The sequence below is a fragment of the Pseudomonas sp. FW507-12TSA genome (genome assembly GCF_058781435.1).
In genome coordinates, this window is sequence record NZ_JBYSWT010000022.1 from 51,605 (window position 1) to 71,870 (window position 20,266).

Consider the following 20,266-nt stretch of genomic DNA (forward strand, 5'->3'; position numbering starts at 1 on the left):
CTCATGCCTTGGTCCTGCCCTGGGAGAACCCCTTGCCAAGCGTATCCGCTTCGCCCATCGATGATTCCGTGTTGCTGGTGCAACTGTCGGACAGCCACCTGTTTGCCGAGACGCACGGCACGCTGCTGGGCATGAACACCGCCGACAGCCTGCAACGGGTCATCGACCTGGTGCTGGCGCAACAACCCAAGATCGATCTGGTGCTGGCCACCGGCGACTTGTCCCAGGACGGCAGCCTGCAGTCCTACCAGCGCTTTCAACAGTTGAGTGGGCAGATCCCGGCACCCGCTCGCTGGCTGCCCGGCAACCACGACGAACCAGGCATCATGCAATTGGCCGCCCAAGGCAGCGAATTGCTGCAACCTGTGGTGGACATCGGCAACTGGCGCATCACCCTGCTGGATTCGTCCGTACCGGGTTCGGTGCCGGGGTTTCTCCAGGACGAGCAGTTGCAACTGCTGGCCCGTTCCCTGGATGAGGCGCCGGGGCGTCATCACCTGGTCTGCCTGCACCATCATCCGGTGTCCATCGATTGCGCGTGGATGGAGCCCATCGGCCTGCGCAATGCCGAGGCGTTGTTCGAAGTGATCGAGGGACGGTCGCAGGTCAGGGCCCTGTTGTGGGGTCATGTCCACCAGGAAATCGACCGCCGGCGCGGCGGCCTGCGACTCTTGGCCTCACCCTCGACCTGCATCCAGTTCGAGCCCCGCAGCGACGACTTCAAGGTCGAGGAGCGGGCGCCGGGTTATCGCTGGCTGCGGCTGCTGGCCGACGGACGGCTGGAAACCGGCGTGCAGCGGGTCGAGGGTTATGCCTTCACCGTGGACTACGGCAGCGACGGTTACTGAAGCCGCTTCGTAACCCGGCGCCATCCCTGTAAACTGCGGCTTTTGCCCAGGCACAGGGAGTCTGCATGCCCGCTTCCATCCTTTATATCCACGGCTTCAATAGCGCCCCGGCCTCGACCAAGGCCTCCCAGTTGCGCCGGGTCATGGAGCAGATCGGCCTGGGCGACCAGTTGCGGGTACCGGCCTTGCACCATCATCCGCGCCAGGCCATCGGCCAGCTGGAGCAGGCGATCGTCGAGCTGGGCCGTCCATTGCTGGTCGGCAGCTCGCTCGGCGGCTACTATGCGACACACCTTGCCGAGCGCCACGGTCTGAAAGCCTTGCTGATCAACCCCGCCGTCAACCCGCATCGCCTGTTCGACGGTTACCTGGGCCCGCAGCAGAACCTGTATACCGATGAAACCTGGGAGCTGACCCTCGATCACGTGGCGGCCCTGGAGGCATTGGAGGTCCCGCCGCCCCAGGATCCGGAGCGTTACCAGGTATGGTTGCAGACCGGGGACGAGACGCTGGACTATCGCCACGCCCAGGCGTATTACCGCGCTTGCGCCTTGCGCATCCAGGCGGGTGGCGACCATAGTTTCCAAGGTTTTACTGGCCAATTGCCGGCGATATTGAATTTTGCCGGTATTACCGCCGATCAGTACCAGGCGTTCGACTTCACCGCACTGTGAAGCCGCGCCCCATATTCATTGAACGACTAACGACGAGAACCCATGGCCACTCCCAGCGCTAGCTCCTATAACGCAGACGCCATCGAAGTCCTCTCGGGACTCGACCCGGTGCGCAAACGCCCGGGCATGTACACCGACACCACGCGGCCCAACCACCTGGCCCAGGAAGTCATCGACAACAGTGTCGACGAAGCCCTGGCCGGCCATGCGAAGTCGATACAGGTCATCCTGCACGCCGATCATTCCCTGGAAGTGTCCGACGACGGTCGTGGCATGCCGGTGGACATCCACCCGGAAGAGGGCGTATCCGGCATCGAGCTGATCCTCACCAAGCTCCACGCCGGCGGCAAGTTCTCCAACAAGAACTACCAGTTCTCCGGCGGCTTGCACGGGGTGGGCATTTCCGTGGTCAACGCCCTGTCCAGCCAGGTACGGGTGCGGGTCAAGCGCGATGGCAGCGAGTACCAGATGACCTTCGCCGACGGCTACAAGGCTTCCGAGCTGGAAGTGGTCGGCAGCGTTGGCAAGCGCAATACCGGTACCTCCGTATTCTTCGCCCCGGACCCGAAATACTTCGATTCGCCGAAATTCTCCGTCAGCCGCCTCAAGCACGTGCTCAAGGCCAAGGCCGTGCTGTGCCCGGGGCTGCTGGTCAGCTTCGAGGACAAGGGCACCGGCGAGAAGGTCGAGTGGCATTACGAAGATGGCCTGCGTTCCTACCTGGTGGATGCCGTCAGCGAGTTCGAGCGCCTGCCGGCCGAGCCGTTCTGCGGCAGCCTGGCGGGTAACAAGGAGGCGGTGGACTGGGCCCTGCTGTGGCTGCCCGAGGGCGGCGACAGTGTCCAGGAAAGCTACGTCAACCTGATTCCTACCGCCCAGGGCGGTACCCACGTCAATGGCTTGCGCCAGGGCCTGCTGGACGCCATGCGCGAGTTCTGCGAGTTCCGCAACCTGTTGCCGCGCGGCCTCAAGCTGGCACCGGAGGACGTCTGGGAGCGGATCGCCTTCGTCCTGTCGATGAAAATGCAGGACGCGCAGTTCTCCGGCCAGACCAAGGAGCGCCTGTCGTCCCGCGAGGCTGCGGCGTTCGTTTCCGGGGTGGTCAAGGATGCCTTCAGCCTGTGGCTCAACGCCAACCCCGAACTGGGGATGCAACTGGCGGAGCTGGCCATCAGCAACGCCGGCCGACGCCTCAAGGCCAGCAAGAAGGTCGAGCGCAAGCGCATCACCCAGGGCCCGGCATTGCCGGGCAAGCTGGCCGATTGTGCCGGCCAGGACCCGATGCGTTCCGAGCTGTTCCTGGTGGAAGGTGATTCCGCCGGTGGTTCGGCCAAGCAGGCGCGGGACAAGGAGTTCCAGGCGATCCTGCCGCTGCGCGGGAAGATCCTCAACACCTGGGAAGTGGACGGCAGCGAGGTCCTGGCCAGCCAGGAAGTGCATAACATCGCCGTGGCCATCGGTGTCGACCCAGGCGCCGAGGACATGAGCCAGCTGCGCTACGGCAAGATCTGCATCCTCGCCGACGCCGACTCCGACGGCCTGCACATCGCCACCTTGCTCTGCGCCCTGTTCGTGCAGCATTTCCGCCCGTTGGTGGATGCCGGCCACGTCTACGTAGCCATGCCACCGCTGTACCGGATCGACCTGGGCAAGGAGATCTTCTACGCCCTGGACGACGCCGAGCGTGACGGCATCCTCGATCGTCTGGTGGCCGAGAAGAAACGCGGCAAGCCGCAAGTCACCCGATTCAAGGGCCTGGGTGAAATGAACCCGCCGCAACTGCGCGAGACCACCATGGACCCCAATACCCGGCGCCTGGTGCAGTTGACCCTGGACGACGTCGAGGCCACCGCGGAAATCATGGACATGCTGCTGGCCAAGAAACGCGCCGGCGACCGCAAGTCCTGGCTGGAGTCCAAGGGCAACCTGGCCGAGGTGCTGGCCTGATGCACAAAGGCCTGGTCCTGGCCCTGGCGCTATCGGCAACCTCGGCGGTGGCCGCGCCGGCCCCCGAGCTGACCCTGCTGTCCGAGCATCCGGTAGAAGGCATGCGCGGCGGCAACCTCTCGGGGCTGGCGCTGTGCGGCCAGCAGCTGTGGACCGTGTCGGATCGCGACGACGACCAGATCTACCGGCTCGATACCCGCGACAGCGTCTGGCAGGCCGAGACGGTCAAGCTGGAAGTGCCACCGGTACCCGATATCGGTTTGCCCTGGGGGCTGAAGTCACGGACCTGGGCGGCGTCCTTCGTGCGTGGCGGGGACCTGGACTTCGAAGGCATCTCTTGCGATGCCGCCGGCAACAAGTATGTGATCAGCGAGGCCCATGCCTCGGTGTTGCAGGTACCGGCCCAGGGCGCGCCCGAGTGGTTGGAGATTTCCCCGCTGATGGTCCGCGAAGCCCGGGCCAGTGGCATGCTGCTGCACTTCAACGCATTGTTCGAGGGGCTGGCGGTGAACCCGGCCGGAGATCGTATCTGGCTGGCGGCGGAGCGTGAGCGGCGTGGCCTGTTGCTGATCAAGCGCGGGCAGAGCACCTGGGATTGCGATGGCGGTTGCGTGCTGCTCAGCGAAGCCGGCCTGCAGATGCAGCCCGAGCAGGTGCCCCATGCCAAGGCCGTGACCCGTGACTTCGCCGATCTTTCGCTGTTCGACGGCAAGCTGTTCACCCTGGAACGCAACGCCTACCAGATCTGTCGCCGCGATGCGCAGAGCGCCAAGGTCGAGCAGTGCTGGTCCTTCGCTGCCGAAGCGCTGGTGGAGTCACGGCGTTATCCACAGCCCTACGGCCTGGCCGAAGCCCTGGTGGTGGATGCCGAAGGCGCCTGGATCGGCCTGGACAACAACAATGGCGCCCGCGCCGATGGTGAAAGCCGACCGATCGTCTGGCGCTTTGCCGCGCCGCAAGGCGGCTGGAGTGCCAAGCCGTGAGCCAGCAACCGGGGCACAGTGCCGGCAGAGTGTTGTTGATCCTGGCCTGGGCGGCGGGACTGTTCCTGGCCACGCGGTTCTTCGCCGATTGGGAAGCGCGCCAGGAGAACCCCAACACTGTCGTCAGTTCGCAACACCATGAGGGTTACATCGAAGTGAAGCTGGTCGGCAACGGCCAGGGGCATTTCGTCGCCAGCGGCCATATCGACGGCCAGCCGGTGCAGTTCATGCTCGATACCGGCGCCACCGAAGTCTCGATCCCCTCCGGGCTGGCCGAGCGCCTGGGCCTGGAGCGAGGACTGCCGGTGACCCTGAGCACTGCCAACGGTCGCAGCGAGGGCTACCGGACCCGTATCGAGCGCCTGCAGCTGGGCGATATCACCCTGCACGATGTCCGGGCCCTGGTGGCTCCAGGGCTCGACGGGGACCAGGTCCTGCTGGGCATGAGCGCTTTGAAGAAACTTGAATTTACTCAGCGCGGCGGCACCATGCTGCTGCGCCAGACCACGAACCAATGAGGCCCGCATGAGCGACTCCCTTGATCTCAGCCTGGATGGCGTAGAACGCCGGTCACTGGCTGACTTCACCGAAAATGCCTACCTCAACTACTCCATGTACGTGATCATGGACCGTGCGCTGCCGCATATCGGCGACGGCCTGAAACCGGTACAGCGGCGTATCGTCTACGCCATGAGTGAGCTGGGGCTGGATGCCGATTCCAAGCACAAGAAGTCCGCCCGTACCGTGGGTGACGTGCTCGGCAAGTTCCACCCGCACGGCGACTCCGCCTGCTACGAAGCCATGGTGCTGATGGCCCAGCCGTTCAGCTACCGCTACACACTGGTGGACGGCCAGGGCAACTGGGGTGCGCCGGACGATCCCAAGTCCTTCGCGGCCATGCGCTACACCGAGGCGCGCCTGTCGCGCTACTCCGAGGTGCTGCTCAGCGAGCTGGGCCAGGGCACCGCGGACTGGGGGCCGAACTTCGACGGCACGCTGCAGGAGCCGCTGGTACTGCCGGCGCGCCTGCCGAACATCCTGCTCAACGGCACCACCGGCATCGCCGTGGGCATGGCCACCGACGTACCGCCGCACAACCTGCGGGAAGTGGCTTCGGCCTGCGTACGCCTGCTGGACGAGCCCAAGGCCACGGTGGAACAGCTGTGCGAGCACATCCAGGGGCCGGACTATCCAACCGAGGCGGAGATCATCACCCCGCGTGCCGACCTGCTGAAGATCTACGAGACTGGCCGTGGCTCGGTGCGCATGCGCGCCGTGTACCGGGTCGAAGATGGCGACATCGTGGTTTCCGCGTTGCCGCACCAGGTCTCCGGAGCCAAGGTGCTGGAGCAGATCGCTGCCCAGATGCAGGCCAAGAAGCTGCCGATGGTGGCTGACCTGCGGGACGAGTCGGACCATGAGAACCCGTGCCGCATCGTGATCATCCCGCGCTCCAACCGGGTCGATCCGGGCGAACTGATGCAGCACTTGTTCGCCACCACCGATCTGGAATCCACCTATCGGGTCAACGTCAACATCATCGGCCTGGACGGCAAGCCGCAACTGAAGAACCTGCGCGCGCTGCTGGTGGAATGGCTGGAATTCCGGGTCGCCACCGTGCGCCGCCGCTTGCAGTTCCGCCTGGACAAGGTCGAGCGCCGCCTGCACCTGTTGGACGGCTTGCTGATTGCCTACCTCAACCTGGATGAAGTGATCCACATCATCCGTACCGAGGACCAGCCACGGGCCAGGCTGATCGAGCGTTTCGCCCTCAGCGAGATCCAGGCCGACTACATCCTCGACACCCGCCTGCGGCAACTGGCGCGACTGGAAGAGATGAAGCTGCGGGCCGAGCAGGACGAACTGCTCAAGGAACAGGCCAAGCTGCTGGCGCTGCTCAACAGCGAGGCCAAGCTCAAGAAGCTGGTGCGCACCGAGCTGCTGCAGGATGCCGAGACCTATGGCGACGACCGCCGTTCGCCGATCGTCGAGCGTGCCGAAGCCAAGGCCCTGTCGGAAAACGAGCTGATGCCGACCGAGCCGGTGACTATCGTTCTGTCGGAAAAAGGCTGGGTCCGCTGCGCCAAGGGGCATGATATCGACGCTACTGGCCTGTCCTACAAGGCCGGCGATGGCTACAAGACCGCTGCGGCCGGGCGCTCCAACCAGTTCGCGGTGTTCATCGACTCCACCGGCCGCAGTTATTCGGTGGCGGCCCACACGCTGCCATCGGCCCGTGGCCAGGGCGAGCCGCTGACGGGCCGGTTGACGCCGCCGCCAGGCGCGACTTTCGAGTGCGTGCTGCTGCCGGACGATGAGGCGTTGTATGTGATCGCTTCCGATGCCGGTTATGGCTTCGTGGTCAAGGGCGAGGACTTGCAGGCCAAGAACAAGGCGGGCAAGGCGCTGCTGAGCCTGCCGAACAATGCCAAGGTCCTGGCGCCAAGGCCGGTGGCCGATCGCGAGCAGAACTGGCTGGCTTCGGTGACCACCGAGGGTCGCCTGCTGGTGTTCAAGATCAGCGACCTGCCGCAGCTGGGCAAGGGCAAGGGCAACAAGATCATCGGTATTCCCGGTGAGCGGGTCGCCAGTCGCGAGGAGTATGTGACCGACATCGCGGTGCTGCCGGAAGGCGCGACCCTGGTGCTGCAGGCGGGCAAGCGCACCCTGTCGCTCAAGGCCGACGACCTGGAGCACTACAAGGGCGAGCGCGGGCGCCGCGGCAACAAGCTGCCACGGGGTTTCCAGCGAGTGGATGCATTGTTGGTAGAGCCTCTCAGTTGAGAGGCGCGATCAGCCATTTAACTGGTCGATCGTTGTTGGAACACTGGAGTCATGGCGCATATTCACGGATGATATGCGCTTTCAAACGCCGGCCTGGTCCGGCGTTATTCTGTTTTTTTGAGTATTTTCACTGTGGCTGGCCTGGTGGCCGCCACCTGGATGGGATGATGACTGTTCTGCGCCTTCCTTTTATTTTCCTGCTCGCGGGCGTTCTCGGCCTGGCGGGTTGCAGCGTTCACCAACCGGTGTCGCTGTATCAGCTGGACAGCGGAAGTCCAGCCCAGCCGGCCAGCACCGGCATGTCGGTATTGCTGGGTCCGGTGCTGATTGCCGATTACCTGCAACGTGAAACCCTGCTGCAGCGCCAGGATGATGGCAGCCTGCAGGCCGCGACCGACGGCCGTTGGGCCGGCAGTCTCTCTTCGGATATCGACCAGTTGCTGCTGCGCCAGGTAGCCGGCCACCTGGACAGCCAGCGAGTGGTGCTGGCCCCGGCCACCAACGGCTTCACTCCGGATGTGCAGGTCCTGCTGTCGATCACCCGCCTGGACTCCGGCAAGACCCAGCCGGCGGTACTGGATGCCCAGTGGCGCCTGATCGACCGTCGCGGCCAGGTACGCGACAACCGCATCGTTCACCTGCAGGAACAGCATGCGGGGACCACCGCGTCCCAGGTGCAGGCGCAAGGCGTGCTGTTGCAGCGCCTGGCCGAACAGCTGTCCGGTGCCCTCAAGCCCCTGGCCAACCAGCCTGCGGTAGCCGAGGTGCCGCGCAAGGCGCCAGCGGCGCCGGCGCCCAAGCCGGCTGAGCCGGAAAAGCGGCCGAAGATGCCGATGGCCACGCCGATCCGTACGGATATGGAAGTGTTCCGGTTCTGATGTGATCCGCAGCAAGACAAGGCCCGCCATTGGCGGGCCTTGTGGTTTCTGGGGTGCAGGCACAAAAAGCCTGTGCAGGGCTAAGCCGATCAGCTAAGGAGACTGTAGGCGCGAGGCTTGCCCGCGATGACTGCAGGGCGCTGCGTGTATCCGGTCGACACGTGCGACCGTTAACGAGCATTGCGAGCAATCGAGCGTCGACTGGCTGCTCCTGCAGGGATCGCCTGGCTTAACTGATCGGGATCACGCATCGGGCACGCTTCGTTGAACAGGGCAGGCGTTACAGCTTGGCCCGGGTCTCGTGCATGCGCGCCAGCTGGCGTTCCAGCATCGACGGGTAGGGTTCCATCAGGCGCTCGACGCAGCAGGCACCTTCCGGGCTGGCGATCGGGCGGATACGGGCCCGTTGGCGCAGCAGCACATCGTCGTTGACCTTGCGTTCCACCAGCAGCAGGTTGCGGCTGTGCTGGGACAGTGCCAGGGCGTCCTGGGCGGTTTCGGTCAGCAGCAGGTCGATCTGGCTCAGGCCGAACAGCCCTTCGCCCAGGGTCAGGCCCAGCTGCAGTTGCAGGGTGATGCCGCTGTCCGCCACTTCGATCTGCAGGGCGTGGCCCAGGGCGCGCAAGAGCTCGCCGCAGCAGATGGCGTTGGTCAGGTAGTCATCGCCGCTGTCTTCGCTGTGGAACAGCATCAGCGTGCTGCCATCGTTCAGGGTGTGCAGCTCGCTCTGGTACAACGAGGCCGCCTGGTCGAGGCAATCACGATAGCGTTCGAGCAATTCCGTCAGGCGCGCCCGGGGCAGGCGCCGCAGCTGTTCCTGGGCGCCCAGTTGCACCGCCAGCACGGCGCTGTGCTGGGGTTCGGCGGGGACCTCGGGCTGCGCCTGGGGCTTGGCCAGTGGCGCCGAGGGCGAGGAATGATCGCGCAGGTCGGCGAACGGGTCTTCTTCGTCCAGTTCGTCTTCCTCGGCACTGACCAGGTGCCGTGGCGCTGGTTTCAAGCCGGCCACCGGGGCGCTTTCATCGAAGCTCGGATCGCGCAGGTTGCGGATCTCGAAAGCCGGGGCGTCTTCTTCCTCGTCCTGTTCTTGCGGTTCGGGCTGTGGCTCGGGCTCGGGGATTTCCGGGGCCAGGCGGGCATGCAGCTGGCGCGCCAGGTCGCCGATTTCGTCCTGGCGCTGGATCGCCGGGGTATGTTCGTCCAGGTCCCGCAGCCAGACCCGCAGCTGCAGCAGCGGGGTGGAGATATGGCGACCCAGGCGCAGGCTCAGGGCGAGCGCCAGTGCCAGCAGGATGGCACTGAGGATGCCCATGCTCTGCAGGCTGATGGTCATCGGCTGCTGGAACTGGGCCATGTCCAGGCTGATCCGCAGGTTGCCGGCGGTGACATCCTGGAAGGTGATCTTGGTCTGGTACACACCCTCGGTTTCGCCCAGCAGGCTGCTCTTGGGCCGTTGGCCGGCCTCGGCGAGGATGCGGTTGTCGACGCTGTAGATCGCCGCGTGGGCCACCAGCGGATTCTTGGTCAGGTTGTTGAGCAAGACATTGAGGCTGAGGATGTCGTTGGACACCAGCAGCTCGGTGGCCGAGGTGGCGGTCTGGGTGGTCAGGCTCTGGCCCAGGGCGTCCGCCTGCTCATGCATGGCTTGCTTGAACTGCAGGCCCATCACGCCGGCATAGATCACCAGGGCCAGGGCGACCAGGATCACGTTATGGCTGGCAATACGCAATGCAATCGGTACACGGCGGTGGCGCAGTGCACGGAAGATCAGCAAGAAGAAGTTATCGTTTTTAACTGGCGTGGGCCGGTTCACTGAGCTCGGCTCTTTAGTCCGTGAAGTTGACGCGCAGTATAGCGAGAGGCCCTAGGCCGGCAAAGCGCTGGCTGTGCCCGATGGTCAGCGAAAGTGGGTAGAATGCGCTTTTTTTCCACCTCGGGGGTGCGCCTTGCGCGAAATTGTCCTGATAAACATCACCGGCGAAGATCGCCCCGGTCTGACTGCGGCCATTACCGGCGTCCTGGCCCAGGGTGGTGTGAACATTCTTGACATCGGTCAGGCGGTGATCCACGACGCCTTGTCGTTCGGCATCCTGGTCGAGATCCCGGATGACGAGCGCAGCTCCTCGGTGCTCAAGGACATCCTGTTCACCGCCTACAAGCTCGACCAGCAGGTGCGCTTCACCCCGGTCTCCGAGGAGGATTACCAGCAGTGGGTGGCAGGGCAGGGCAAGCAGCGCCACATCGTCACCCTGCTGACCCGCAAGGTCACCGCCGAGCAGTTGCAGCGGGTGAGTTCGATCACTGCCAAGTACGGCTTGAACATCGACCATATCGATCGCCTGTCCGGGCGCATGCCCCTGGATATGCCCGCCGACCAGGGCAAGGGCTGCATCGAGTTCTCGGTGCGCGGCGAAGCTGCCGATCCCCAGGCGCTGCGGGCCGAATTCCTCAGCGTGGCCCAGGAGTTGAACGTCGACATCGCCTTCCAGGAAGACTCGCTGTTCCGCCGTAACCGGCGCCTGGCGGTGTTCGACATGGACTCGACGCTGATCGAGGCCGAGGTCATCGACGAGTTGGCCAAGGCCGCCGGGGTCGGCGATCGGGTCGCGCAAATCACCGAGCGAGCCATGGCCGGCGAGCTGGATTTTCGCGCCAGCTTCAAGGAGCGCCTGGCCCTGCTCAAGGGGCTGGACGTCAGCGTGCTGGACTCCATCGGCGCCTCCCTGCGCCTGACCGAGGGCGCCGAGACCCTGTTCGCCGAACTCAAGCGCCTGGGCTACAAGACCGCGATCCTGTCCGGTGGCTTCACCTATTTCGCCAAGCAGCTGCAAGCCAAGCTGGGCATCGACTACGTGTTCGCCAACGAGCTGGAAGTGGTGGATGGCAAGGTCACCGGCGTGGCGGTGGAGCCGATCGTCGATGCACAGCGCAAGGCCGACCTGCTGCGTGAACTGGCCCAGAAGGAAGGCTTGCGCCTGGAGCAGACCATCGCGGTCGGCGACGGTGCCAACGACCTGCCGATGTTGGGTATCGCCGGCCTGGGCGTGGCGTTCCGCGCCAAGCCGCTGGTCAAGCAGTCGGCCAAGCAGGCGATCTCGACCCTGGGCCTGGACGGCGTGCTGTACCTGTTGGGCTTGCGCGATCGTGACGGGCAGCCTTGATCGGGAACGAGTCTTCGCACATGAAAAACGCCGCTGATCAGCGGCGTTTTTTGTTTGCGGTGTCAGCCAGGCATCAAGCCTTGGGCGCGCCCAGGCCTTGGCCCATGCGGACTGGCGAACCGGCCGCCAGCCCTTCGGCCCACTGCACCTGGTCTGGGCCGAACAGCACGATGGCGGTGGAGCCCAGCTTGAAGCGGCCCATCTCGGCGCCTTTCTCCAGGTGGATCGGAGCGCGGGCGGCCTCGTCGTAGCGCACGGTCTTGAGCTCGCGTTTGGGTGGCGTCACCAGGCCGGCCCAGACGGTTTCGATCGAGGCGACGATCATCGCGCCCACCAGCACCAGGGCCATGGGGCCGCGCTCGGTGTCGAAGATGCACACCACACGCTCGTTGCGGGCGAACAGCTCGGGGACGTTTTCCGCGGTGGTCTGGTTGACCGAGAAGATCCGTCCGGGGACGTAGACCATTTCCCGCAGGGTGCCGGCCAGCGGCATGTGCACGCGATGGTAGTCCTTGGGGGACAGATAGATGGTGGCGAAGTCGCCGCCCATGAACGGCGCAGCCAGGGTCGGATCACCGCCCAGCAGCTCCAGGACGCTGTAGCTGTGGCCCTTGGCCTGGAATACCCGGCCATGTTCGATCGGCCCGAGCTGGCTGACGGCGCCGTCGGCGGGGCTCAGCACCGCGCCTGGAGTCGGGTCCAGCGGCCGTGCGCCGTCTTTCAGGGCGCGGGTGAAGAAAGCGTTGAAGTGCTCGTAGGCGGTCACGTCCTCGACCTGGGCCTCGGACATGTCTACCTGGTACTGCTTGGCGAACCAGCTGGTGAAGGCATTCTTGAACCAGCGCACGCGGCACTCGGCGATGCAGCCGGCCAGGCGCGACAGCAGGTGGTGAGGCAGCAGGTACTGGCTGATGATGAACAAACGCTTTTTCATTGGGTGTCCTTAAAAAACCTTAAATCTCTACGGGCGTATCGGGATGATTGCCCCATTCGCCCCACGAGCCGGCGTAGCCTTTGACCCGTGGATAGCCCAGCGCCTTGGCCACCAGGTAGGTGAAGCCGGAGCGGTGGTGGGTCTGGCAGTGGGTGATCACTTCTTTGTCTTTGCTGATGCCCAGGCTCTCGAGGATCTGCGGCATGTCACGGCGGATGCGCAGGTGGCGGGCCTGGTCCATGCCGGCGGTCCATTCGAAATTCACTGCGCCGGGAATATGCCCGCCCTTGGCGGCCAGGACCTTCTCGCCCGAATACTCCAGCGGGCCGCGGGCGTCCCAGATGGCCAGGTCGGCAGCGCCGAGGCGGCTCTGCAGGTATTCGCGGGTGGCGGTAGGTTCGTCGTGCAGGGTCAGGGGCACCGGGCCGCCGACTATTTCCGGTACCTCGGTGGATACCGGCAGGCCTTGCGCCAGCCAGGCCGGCAGGCCGCCATCGACGTAGTGATAGTGGCGGTGGCCGATCACATCCAGCAGCCAGATGAAGCGTCCGGCCCAGCCGCCGCCTTCATCGTCATACACCACGTAGACCGCGTCGGGGTTGTGTCCGAGTTCACCGAACAGCGCCTCGAGGGCGGCCTTGGGTGGCAGCAGTCCCGGGGCTGGCGCCTGGCCGAGCTGGGTACGCTTGGGGTCGACGAAGCGTGCCCCGGGAATATGCCCGGTGCTGTAGCGGGCGGCGCTGGTCAGGTCGACCAGGATCAGTTCGCGGGCGTCGAGGCGGGCGAGCAGGTCGCCGGGTTCGATGACCAGCGGCAAGCCGGAAAAATCAGACATGTCAGGTCCCCAGGGCACAAAGGGTGGAATTGTAGCGCAAGCGTTACTGGCTGCGGTTGGTAAAGCTGTGCAAGGCCTTCTCGATGCACTGGGCGGTCTTGCCGAAGGCCTGGACGCTGGTTTCGGCGAAGGGCACGCCGTCCTGGTCGGCGATCGCCAGCAGTAGAACCCGACCATTGCAGGACAGCGAGCGGATCAGCAGGTGCTCGCCACGGAACAACTGGCGCAGGGCCCCGGGCAGGTGGGGAGCGAATTGCCGATAGTTGTCCGGGGTCAGGCGGATCTGCGCGGATTTCTCCAGCAAGCGCTGTAGCAGCGGGTTTTGCTTGGCTTGCAGGCTCAGCCCGGCGGCTTCCCTGGGCAGGCCATGCAACTGTTGCACTCGCAACTGGCTGTGGCTGCGATCGACCATCAGCAGCATGATCCGCCGCATGCCACATGCCGCCAGGGCATCCCGGGCAAACCCGGTGAGGTGCACGGCATTGGTGAAGGGACTCGGTTCGAGCAGCAGCTCGCTGCACAGCTGGCGCCACTTGGCCAGTTCCAGGGGCGTTGGCGCAGGTGCCGGCAGCTCGCCGTTGTGCAGGCGGCGCACGTTCCAGGGCCAGAGCAGGGCCTGGGCCGGGTGCCAGAGATCGGGCTGGCTGTCGTTGCGGGCGCTGTTGGCGGCTTGTTGGTGCAACTGTTGCTGGACCTCGGCGACCGGTATCTGCAGGTACAGGGCGGTGAGGTTCTGCCAGCGTTGGCCGTGGGGGTTGTTCCAGGAAAATTGCGCCGCCAGGGCCATGCCGTTGGCCAGCAGGACGCAGTTGGCCGGCTGGTTCAGCCAGCGCCGCAGCTCCGGGTCGTCGTCCAGGCGCTGTTGCTGGCGCAGCGGGTTATCGCTGTCGCGGGCGATCAGCATGACCTTGGCCAGCAGGTGTTGCTCGCTGGTCAGCAGGCGGTAGCCCTGTTGCACCCAGATTGGCAGGTGCCAGGCTTGAACCAGGGCTTGGCAGACCTCCATCAGGCGTACGCCGAACAATTGCAGTTCAACCTTGCGCGCTGGCTCGTGCTTATAGATGACCCGCAGCTCCCACTCTTCCATCAGCTTGGGGTAGCTCAAGGCGATGGCCCATAGAGGCGAGAGGAACAGCAGGCTGCCCCAGTGGATGTCCTGCCACAAGCGGGCCAGGCGCCCGGCAAAGAAACCGTTGGCTTGTTGGGTGGCGTGCTGGCTGATCAGCTGCAATTGCCGCAAGGCCTGGGGAATTTGCTCTTCGGGCAGGGTCGGCAGTTGTTCCAGCAGTTCCTGGGTACGCTTGAGGCCCAGGCGGTTGACCGCGATCTCCAGGTTCTCCGCCGGCTCGCTCATGCTGCCATGGGTGTGCCGGTTGGCCTCGCGGATCACGCTGAGGGCCAATGCCGGGCTATTCTGCATCAGGTCGGCGATTTCCCGCAGCGAACTGCGGTTGTTGGCGATGGCCTTGCAGACCCGGTCATGGCTGGCTTGCGGCACCGGCAGGCGCACGGCGCAGAGAAGCTTGACCCAGGCCTCTAGAGAGCTGGGGGCAGAGTGCGGGGTGCTGGTTTCATTGGACATGGTCGGGCGCAATCATCGTCTGCTGTGAACACGCCCTGAGCGGGCCAAACTGGCTTTTCACCTTAACTGGCTATAGTCTGGCGCAGTTTTGCCGATAAGTAGAAGAAGAGTTTTAAGAACTTCCGAATATGACCTTGAACCCGACTCATAAGTACTCTCCTATCTATGGCTAAAATCATCGGCATCATCGTCGTATTCGCTAGCGTGCTCGGCGGATACGTGCTTTCCCATGGCAAGATCGCAGCGCTGATCCAGCCTTTCGAGGTATTGATCATCGGTGGTGCGGCCTTTGGTGCATTCCTCCAGGCCAACCCCGGCTACATGACGATGCACGTCGTCAAGAAATCCCTGGGGATGTTCAGCTCGCGTTTCACCCATACCTTCTACCTGGAAGTGCTGGGCCTGATCTACGAGATCCTCAACAAGAGCCGCCGCGAAGGCATGATGGCCATCGAGGGCGACATCGAGGACGCGGCAGCCAGCCCGATCTTCGCCAAGTACCCGGCGGTGCTCAAAGACGAGCGCATGACCGCCTACATCTGTGATTACCTGCGCATCATGTCCTCCGGCAACATGGCTCCCCACGAGCTCGAAGGCCTGTTCGACATGGAGCTGTTCAGCCTCAAGGAAGAACTCGAGCACCCCTCCCATGCGGTGACCGGCATCGCCGACGGCATGCCCGGTTTCGGTATCGTCGCGGCGGTACTGGGTATCGTGGTGACCATGGCGTCCCTGGGCGACGGTGACCAGAAGTCCATCGGCCTGCACGTGGGTGCGGCGCTGGTAGGTACCTTCTTCGGTATTCTGGCGGCCTATGGTTTCTTCGGCCCGCTGGCCCATTCCCTGGCCCACGATGCCAAGGAAGAGCTGAACGTCTACGAAGCCATCAAGGCATCCCTGGTGGCCTCCGCTTCCGGCATGCCGCCTTCGCTGGCGGTGGAGTTCGGGCGCAAGGTCCTGTACCCGGCGCACCGTCCGAGCTTCGCCGAGCTGGAACAAGCGGTTCGCGGTCGCTAAGTCATGGAAAACAATCAGCCGATTATCATCAAGCGCGTCAAGCGCTTCGCTGGCGGTCATCACGGGGGCGCCTGGAAAATCGCCTTCGCCGACTTCGCCACGGCGATGATGGCGTTCTTCCTGGTGCTGTGGCTGTTGTCCACGGCCACCCCGGAACAGAAGATCGCCATCGCCGGTTACTTCAAGGACCCGATCGGCTTTTCCGAAAGCGGTACGCCCTACATCATCGACCTGGGCGGCTCGCCGGAACTGGCGCCGGAAAACACCCTGAATCCCGAGATCCAGTCCCAGCCACAGCCGGACAAGGTCACGGTGGACTCCGAGCAGGTGGAGGGCATGGCCGAGCAGGTCGAGCGCGAGCGTCTCGAACTGCTGCTGCAGGAGCTGCAGAACAAGGTCGAGGAAAACCCCCAACTGCAGAAGTTCAAGGACCAGATTCTTTTCGAGATCACGCCTGACGGCTTGCGCATCCAGATCATGGACGCCGAGAACCGGCCGATGTTCGACTCCGGCAGTGCCCGCCTGAAGCCGTATTTCGAAGACATCCTGCTGGCCATGGCCGACACCATCAAGGCGGTGCCGAACAAGATCAGCATCAGCGGCCATACCGATGCCACGCCTTATTCGGGCAGCGGCGAGTTTGGCAACTGGGAGCTGTCGGCCAACCGTGCCAACGCCGCTCGTCGAGCACTGGTGGCCGGTGGTTATCCTGATCCGCAAGTGGCGCGGGTAGTGGGTTTTGCTTCTTCGGCGCTGTTCGATCGCAAGGATCCGTTCAATCCGGTCAACCGGCGTATCGACATCGTGGTGCTGACCAAGCGCGCCCAGCGCGCCATCGAGGGCGAACAGGGCGACCAGAAGGCTCCGGCGCCGACCCAGGGCACTGGAGCCCCTGGCGAAGTACCGGCTGCAGCGGCCGATCCGCACGCCTTGCCGCCGGGCAGCGAGCCACTGCCGGCCCACGAAGTGCGCCAGCGCCTGAACATCTTCGAAGACGGCGTGCTGAAGATGGATGAGCAGGGCGCAGCGGGCCAGGCTCCTGCACCTGCACCTGCACCTGCACCTGTGGCGCCGGCAGCGGCGCCCCGGTGACACTGGGGACTGCCAGGTAAAAACCACAAGGCCGCGATCATCGCGGCCTTGTGGTTTCTGCGTGGGGCAGGGTCAGTAGCTGTCGTCGGGCAGGCTGGCGATGATCGAGCGGTAGCTGTTCATCCGCTGTTGCTGGATGCGGCCATCTTCCAGGGCCTTGAGCAGGGCGCAGCCGGGCTCGCGGTCGTGCTTGCAGTCACGGAAGCGGCAGGTGCCCAGCAGGTCGTTGAACTCGATGAAACCCGCCTCGACGTCGGCGCGGCTGACGTGGCCCAGGCCGAACTCACGAATACCGGGGGAGTCGATCAGTTCGCCGCCACCGGGGAAGTGGAACAACCGGGCGGTGGTGGTGGTGTGGGTGCCCTGTCCGGAAAACTCCGACAGCGGGCCGACCCGGGTGAAGACGTCCGGCAGCAGGCTGTTGACCAGGGACGACTTGCCCACCCCCGACTGGCCGACGAACACGCTGATGCGACCATCGAGCAGCGCTTGTAGTTGCTCCATGCCGTCGCCGTGATGGGCCGAGACTTCCAGCAGCGGATAGCCCAGCTGGCGATAGACCGCCAGCAGGGCGTTGAGCGCCGGGGCGTTCTGCTCGTCGATCAGGTCGGCCTTGTTCAGCAGCAGCAAGGGGCGGATCCCGGCGTGCTCGGCGGCCACCAGGTAACGGTCGATTAGGTTGGCATGGGGTTCTGGCATGGGCGCGAAGACGATCACGATCATGTCGACGTTGGCCGCTACCGGCTTGAGCTGGCCACGGCTGTCGGGGCGGCAGAGCTCGGTGCTGCGGGGCAGTTGGGCGACGATCACCCCGATGCCCTGGTTGCCGGCGCGCCAGACCACCTGGTCGCCGGTCACCAGCGCTGGCAGGTTGGCCCGCAAGTGGCAGCGAAACACCTGGCCGGCCAGTTCGCCTTCGCGGGCCTCGACTTCGACCTGGACGCCGAAGTGGGCGATCACCAGGCCGGTCTGTTCCGGACCCAGGTCGCCCCCTTCCAGCGCCTCCATGACGGAGGACTCGCGTTTGGCGGCGCGGGCTGCGCGCTCACCCTGGATCTTTTCGATGCGCCAGTTCTGGCGACGATTGAGCTGGCGTTTGGCCATTGATGTTCCGTGTCGATAATTACGGCGATTGGGTAAAACGGCGGCGAGTTTAGCACGCCGGGCAGGCCCTCTAGGCTAAACTGCGCAACTACGCCGAGGAGCCCACCCATGCAGAACCCGCAGAACCTGATTTGGATCGATCTGGAAATGACCGGTCTGAACCCCGACACCGACGTCATCATCGAGATGGCGACCATCGTCACCGATAGCAACCTGAACACCTTGGCTGAAGGACCGGTCATCGCCATCCACCAGAGCGACGAGATCCTTGCCGGCATGGATGAGTGGAACACTCGCCAGCACGGCAATTCCGGCCTGACCCAGCGGGTGCGTGAAAGCCGCATCGACATGGCCGAGGCCGAAGCCCAGACCATCGCCTTCCTGGAGCAATGGGTGCCCAAGGGCAAGTCGCCGATCTGTGGCAACAGCATCTGCCAGGACCGGCGCTTCCTCTATCGCCACATGAAGAGCCTGGAAAGCTATTTCCACTACCGCAACCTCGACGTCTCGACCCTCAAGGAACTGGCTGCCCGCTGGGCACCCGAGGTACGCGACAGCTTCAAGAAGGGCAGCACTCACCTGGCCCTGGATGACATCCGCGAATCCATCGCCGAGCTGCAGCACTACCGCAAGCACTTCATCAAGCTCTGAACATGCAGGCGAGCGGGCGGGCTGCCTCGCGCCCGCTGCCGCCCTCTTTTGGTGCCCGCGCCAACTGAGTAGACTGCGCGCCTTCTTGAAGGGACCGCCAACATGTTGCTGATGCTTTATCTGATCGCCATTACCGCCGAAGCCATGACTGGCGCCCTTTCTGCCGGACGTCGCGGCATGGACTGGTTCGGCGTGGTGCTGATCGCCTGCGTCACCGCCCTGGGCGGCGGTTCGGTACGCGATGTGCTGCTCGGGCACTACCCACTAACTTGGGTCAAGCATCCCGAGTACCTGGTGCTGACATCGGTGGCGGCCCTGGTGACGATCTTCATCGCCCCGTTGATGCGCCACCTGCGCTCGCTGTTTTTGGTGCTCGATGCGGTCGGCCTGGTGGCCTTCACCCTGATCGGCTGCATGACGGCCCTGGAGATGGGCCACGGCATGCTGGTGGCTTCGGTCAGCGGGGTGATCACCGGGGTCTTCGGCGGCATTCTCCGGGATATCTTCTGCAACGATATTCCGCTGATTTTCCGTCGTGAGCTGTACGCCAGCGTGTCCTTCGCCGCTGCCTGGTGCTACATGCTGTGCATCTATCTGCAACTACCTAGCGAACAGTCGATCCTGATCACGTTGTTCGGCGGCTTCCTGCTGCGCTTGCTGGCGATTCGCTTTCACTGGGAAATGCCCAAGTTCGTCTACAACGACGAGCATTGACGGCTGGCATGCTGGGCCAGGGCCCACTGCACATGTTCGCGCACCAACTCCGACGGGTAGTCCTGGCGGGCCTTGAGGGCCTCCAGTACTGGAATGGTGGATGGCGCGTTGCCCAGGCCCACCGCGAGGTTGCGCAACCAGCGCTCGTAGCCGGCGCGCCGCAGCGGTGAGCCTTCGGTGCTGCTGAGAAACTGCTCTTCATCCCACAGGAACAGCTCCGCCAGCTCGGCGTTGTCCAGGTTGTGCCGGGGCTTGAAGTCGCCCTCGCCCGAGGTGCGGGCGAAACGGTTCCAGGGGCAGACGATCTGGCAGTCGTCGCAGCCAAATACCCGGTTGCCGATCAGCGGGCGCAATTCTTCGGGGATGGCGTTCTTCAGCTCGATGGTCAGGTAGGAAATGCAGCGCCGGGCATCCAGCTGGTAGGGGCCGACGAAGGCGTTGGTCGGACAGATATCCAGGCAGGCGCTGCAACGCCCGCAATGCTCGCTGGCATGGGGCTCGTCCACTGGCAGCGGCAGGTCGACGAACAGTTCGCTGAGGAAGAAGTAGCTGCCGGCCTTGCGGTTGAGGACCAGGGTGTTCTTGCCGATCCAGCCCAGGCCGGCCTGTTCGGCAATGGCTTTTTCCAGCACTGGCGCACTGTCGACGAAGGCGCGGTAGCCGAAGGGCCCGATGACCTGCTGGATGCGCTCGGCCAGTTGCTGCACGCGCTTGCGGATCAGCTTGTGGTAGTCGCGGCCCAGGGCATAGCGCGAGACGTAGGCCTTGGACGGCTGGGCCAGGCGCTGGGCCATCTGGGTGTCGCCGGGCAGGTAGTCCATGCGCAGCGAAACCACGCGCAGGGTGCCGGGCACCAGTTCCGCAGGACGCGAGCGCTTGTTGCCGTGGGCGCCCATGTATTCCATTTCACCGTGGTAGCCAGCGGCGAGCCAGCGTTCCAGATGGCTTTCGTGTTCGGCAAGGTCCAGGCCGCTGATGCCGACTTGCTGGAAGCCCAGTTCGCGGCCCCAGTCCTTGATGGATTGGGCGAGGGCGGGAAGATCCTGGGTGATGACGGACATG

At 64.4% G+C, this 20,266-nt stretch carries 18 protein-coding genes; 12 read left to right on the forward strand and 6 right to left on the reverse strand.

All coding sequences use genetic code 11. From position 1 onward, the window contains the following. Nucleotides 1-32 precede the first annotated feature (32 nt). From cpdA to AC3WK8_RS20330, 7 genes are all read left to right on the forward strand, one after another. The gene (gene cpdA, locus AC3WK8_RS20300; protein WP_103325740.1) at nt 33-848 is read left to right on the forward strand and encodes a 3',5'-cyclic-AMP phosphodiesterase; all 816 of its coding nucleotides are present in this window, start codon (nt 33-35) and stop codon (nt 846-848) included. A gap of 65 nt (nt 849-913) precedes the next feature. Next, complete coding sequence (locus AC3WK8_RS20305; RefSeq protein WP_085595520.1) at nt 914-1,522, forward strand: YqiA/YcfP family alpha/beta fold hydrolase; 609 nt, start codon at nt 914-916, stop codon at nt 1,520-1,522. A gap of 42 nt (nt 1,523-1,564) precedes the next feature. Beyond that, a complete protein-coding gene (gene parE, locus AC3WK8_RS20310) occupies nt 1,565-3,469 on the forward strand; it encodes a DNA topoisomerase IV subunit B (RefSeq protein ID WP_022641347.1) in 1,905 nt (634 codons plus the stop codon). Beyond that, nucleotides 3,469-4,452 (forward strand): esterase-like activity of phytase family protein, encoded by a 984-nt coding sequence (locus tag AC3WK8_RS20315; protein ID WP_103325721.1) that lies wholly within the window; start codon nt 3,469-3,471, stop codon nt 4,450-4,452. The genes parE and AC3WK8_RS20315 overlap by 1 nt, the downstream gene beginning before the upstream one ends. Beyond that, entirely contained in the window at nt 4,449-4,970 is a 522-nt protein-coding gene (locus AC3WK8_RS20320) for a retropepsin-like aspartic protease family protein (RefSeq protein WP_103325720.1), read from the forward strand. The genes AC3WK8_RS20315 and AC3WK8_RS20320 overlap by 4 nt, the downstream gene beginning before the upstream one ends. A gap of 7 nt (nt 4,971-4,977) precedes the next feature. Then, nucleotides 4,978-7,236, forward strand: a complete 2,259-nt coding sequence (gene parC, locus AC3WK8_RS20325; RefSeq protein ID WP_022641350.1) for a DNA topoisomerase IV subunit A — start codon at nt 4,978-4,980, stop codon at nt 7,234-7,236. A gap of 167 nt (nt 7,237-7,403) precedes the next feature. Then, nucleotides 7,404-8,114: a PqiC family protein gene (locus AC3WK8_RS20330; protein ID WP_022641351.1), complete on the forward strand. Its 711-nt coding sequence runs from the start codon at nt 7,404-7,406 to the stop codon at nt 8,112-8,114. Between the two features lie 280 nt (nt 8,115-8,394). Here AC3WK8_RS20330 and AC3WK8_RS20335 read toward each other — a convergent pair whose 3' ends face one another. Beyond that, nucleotides 8,395-9,927 (reverse strand): AhpA/YtjB family protein, encoded by a 1,533-nt coding sequence (locus tag AC3WK8_RS20335; protein WP_031320620.1) that lies wholly within the window; start codon nt 9,925-9,927, stop codon nt 8,395-8,397. 133 nt (nt 9,928-10,060) lie between these two features. On the opposite strand from AC3WK8_RS20335, the gene serB reads away from it, so the two are divergent. Further along, the gene (gene serB / locus AC3WK8_RS20340) at nt 10,061-11,275 is read left to right on the forward strand and encodes a phosphoserine phosphatase SerB (protein ID WP_022641353.1); all 1,215 of its coding nucleotides are present in this window, start codon (nt 10,061-10,063) and stop codon (nt 11,273-11,275) included. Nucleotides 11,276-11,348: 73 nt separating this feature from the next. On the opposite strand, the gene asd is transcribed toward serB, so the two are convergent. Genes asd through AC3WK8_RS20355 form a run of 3 tightly spaced genes read right to left on the reverse strand, consistent with a single transcriptional unit; the run spans nt 11,349 to nt 14,626 of the window. Continuing rightward, on the reverse strand, nt 11,349-12,209 hold the full coding sequence (asd, locus tag AC3WK8_RS20345) for an archaetidylserine decarboxylase (protein ID WP_053132362.1): 861 nt from the start codon (nt 12,207-12,209) through the stop codon (nt 11,349-11,351). Between the two features lie 19 nt (nt 12,210-12,228). Further along, entirely contained in the window at nt 12,229-13,044 is an 816-nt protein-coding gene (rhdA, locus tag AC3WK8_RS20350) for a thiosulfate sulfurtransferase (protein WP_103325719.1), read from the reverse strand. A 43-nt stretch (nt 13,045-13,087) separates the two neighbouring features. Next, nucleotides 13,088-14,626, reverse strand: coding sequence for an HDOD domain-containing protein (locus AC3WK8_RS20355; RefSeq protein WP_103325718.1), 1,539 nt, complete (start codon nt 14,624-14,626; stop codon nt 13,088-13,090). Nucleotides 14,627-14,791: 165 nt separating this feature from the next. Here AC3WK8_RS20355 and motA point away from each other — a divergent pair, with 165 nt between their 5' ends. Together motA and motB are read left to right on the forward strand one after the other, a co-directional pair. Further along, nucleotides 14,792-15,643 carry a flagellar motor stator protein MotA gene (gene motA, locus AC3WK8_RS20360; RefSeq protein ID WP_022641357.1) on the forward strand — a complete coding sequence of 284 codons (852 nt, stop codon included), beginning with the start codon at nt 14,792-14,794 and terminating at the stop codon, nt 15,641-15,643. 3 nt (nt 15,644-15,646) lie between these two features. After that, entirely contained in the window at nt 15,647-16,735 is a 1,089-nt protein-coding gene (motB, locus tag AC3WK8_RS20365) for a flagellar motor protein MotB (RefSeq protein ID WP_103325717.1), read from the forward strand. Nucleotides 16,736-16,807: 72 nt separating this feature from the next. Here motB and rsgA read toward each other — a convergent pair whose 3' ends face one another. Next, entirely contained in the window at nt 16,808-17,839 is a 1,032-nt protein-coding gene (rsgA, locus tag AC3WK8_RS20370; RefSeq protein ID WP_085595508.1) for a small ribosomal subunit biogenesis GTPase RsgA, read from the reverse strand. Between the two features lie 108 nt (nt 17,840-17,947). Between rsgA and orn the strand changes: the two genes are divergently transcribed. Together orn and AC3WK8_RS20380 are read left to right on the forward strand one after the other, a co-directional pair. Continuing rightward, nucleotides 17,948-18,490, forward strand: a complete 543-nt coding sequence (gene orn / locus AC3WK8_RS20375) for an oligoribonuclease (RefSeq protein ID WP_022641360.1) — start codon at nt 17,948-17,950, stop codon at nt 18,488-18,490. A gap of 102 nt (nt 18,491-18,592) precedes the next feature. Further along, entirely contained in the window at nt 18,593-19,204 is a 612-nt protein-coding gene (locus tag AC3WK8_RS20380; RefSeq protein ID WP_022641361.1) for a trimeric intracellular cation channel family protein, read from the forward strand. On the opposite strand, the gene queG is transcribed toward AC3WK8_RS20380, so the two are convergent. Beyond that, complete coding sequence (queG, locus tag AC3WK8_RS20385; RefSeq protein WP_053132359.1) at nt 19,186-20,265, reverse strand: tRNA epoxyqueuosine(34) reductase QueG; 1,080 nt, start codon at nt 20,263-20,265, stop codon at nt 19,186-19,188. The genes AC3WK8_RS20380 and queG overlap by 19 nt on opposite strands. Nucleotide 20,266 lies beyond the last annotated feature (1 nt).